Source organism: Desulfofundulus sp. (genome assembly GCF_049701015.1).
Classification (GTDB): Bacteria; Bacillota; Desulfotomaculia; order Desulfotomaculales; family Desulfovirgulaceae; genus Desulfofundulus.
On the sequence record NZ_JBNATZ010000405.1, the window covers coordinates 1 to 1,592 of the forward strand.

The 1,592-nt window shown below is 47.9% G+C and carries 2 protein-coding genes; both read right to left on the reverse strand.

What is annotated here, in order from left to right:
• Positions 1 to 118 precede the first annotated feature (118 nt).
• Positions 119 to 1,300 (reverse strand): PilX N-terminal domain-containing pilus assembly protein, encoded by a 1,182-nt coding sequence (locus ACPLUI_RS14890; protein ID WP_424661021.1) that lies wholly within the window; start codon positions 1,298 to 1,300, stop codon positions 119 to 121.
• A gap of 15 nt (positions 1,301 to 1,315) precedes the next feature.
• The coding region (locus tag ACPLUI_RS14895) for a hypothetical protein (protein ID WP_424661022.1) at positions 1,316 to 1,592 on the reverse strand (277 nt) is incomplete at its 5' end.

Genomic DNA, 1,592 nt, shown 5'->3' on the forward strand with positions numbered 1-1,592 from the left:
TGAATTAATCAATTCAAATCATATTTTAATAAAAAATTAACAATCTATACCTGTTGATACCTGAAACAAAGCGTTTTTCAAGTGAAGGAAATATGTACGTCAACTATCCGTTTACTTTTCAAAAAACCGGATATTCTTCACTCCACGAAGTTATTCTCATCTGAGGTAAAACGCCACCCAGCAGATTGGCGTCAAATGTGCTTACCCAGTCAGGCTGGCAATCAATTTCTACGTTACCCGCCCCGGGCCCAGATCCGCACAACTCCACCTCACGGGCCAGAACGCAACCACGCAATGTGGCGTTTCCTCTAGCCTTAAAGATTCTGGTCAATATTAAAGCGTCAACACCACCCTTTTCTTCATTTTTACCCTGGTCATACGCATTCTCTATATCCACATAACCCCCGGGTGTCATAAGGACCAACAAATCATCAGGAGGAGATTGAGCCACTAGCCTTTTATTGTTACCCGGCAACTCTATGTTCCCGGTGGCAACAATTACCGCCCGGCCGGTGTAATCACCGGAAATGGTAACATTTCCTTCGATAAAATAAATGCCGTCATAGGTATAAACCCCATTTCGACCACCGAAAGTCTGGTCAGCTCTGTAATAATGGCCACTTTTTTGGGCCTCTTTTTTATACCACTCCATGTCTACCCTGGGGAATAATGGTACGCCGGGATAGTTCGGATGCGTTGTCCCCTCTACGCTCCCGCTGATAGTACCCGAAGCATAGACATCAGCACCTTCAATTTTACTGGCTCCCCCTAAATCCAGGTTGCCATTTAAAACTACAGCCCCGTTATTACCTTCAAGATGGAAATCCCCCGTAACATTAAGATTCACCGGGGAATCGGGCAGAATATTGAAACCCTTTAATAATCCCCGTACACTCGAGATAATCAAGTCGACTTTTAAAGTCTTGCGTGCCACCCCGAACTTACCGCGGGAGATAATTTCAACCTCCGTCCCGGTACCGGGTGTCTGTGCACCAGCATCTATCTTTTGTAGAGTAACCTCTTCAATCGTTCCCCCGGCGAATGATTGCTGCGAAAAAATAATCTGCTTGCTACCCGAAGATAGTCCCTCAAACCAGGTCTGGTCTCTCCGAATTTTAGCCAGCAGCCGTTCCACCCCCGTCTCGGCAACATAGAAAGCCTGGACCTGGTCACGCTGCTGGTAAGTGGAACGCATACCCGTGGAAGCGAGAGTGATGGCAGAAACGCCAAGCAACAGGAGAACTGCTGCTACCACTGCCACCAGGAGAGCCACCTGGCCGCCGTTTTTAAGGGCGTTCATATTATCCCGCCCCCTCTACTGGACAGCCAAAATCCTCGGCTGTACTTCGGTTGAAAGAGTAATTTGACGCTTGCTGCGCCCTTCATCAGCCTGACCGGTCAGCTTGATGCACAGAACACCTTCCTTTAGTTCCAGGTCCAAACCCGTAATGTGGCTGGCCAGGGGATTGGAGATGTTTTGCCATGTACGGTAAAGATTTGTCCCATTAAGGAAATAACGTATTTCCCCCGAAAGACCCCTGTTTAAAACCAGCACGGGCGGATTCTCCCGTGGAGGATTTCCAACCCAATCT

What these genes read in the sequence shown, in the direction of transcription:
- ACPLUI_RS14890 (WP_424661021.1), bottom strand. Translation starts at nt 1,300, where the DNA reads ATGAACGCCCTTAAAAACGGCGGCCAGGTGGCTCTCCTGGTGGCAGTG.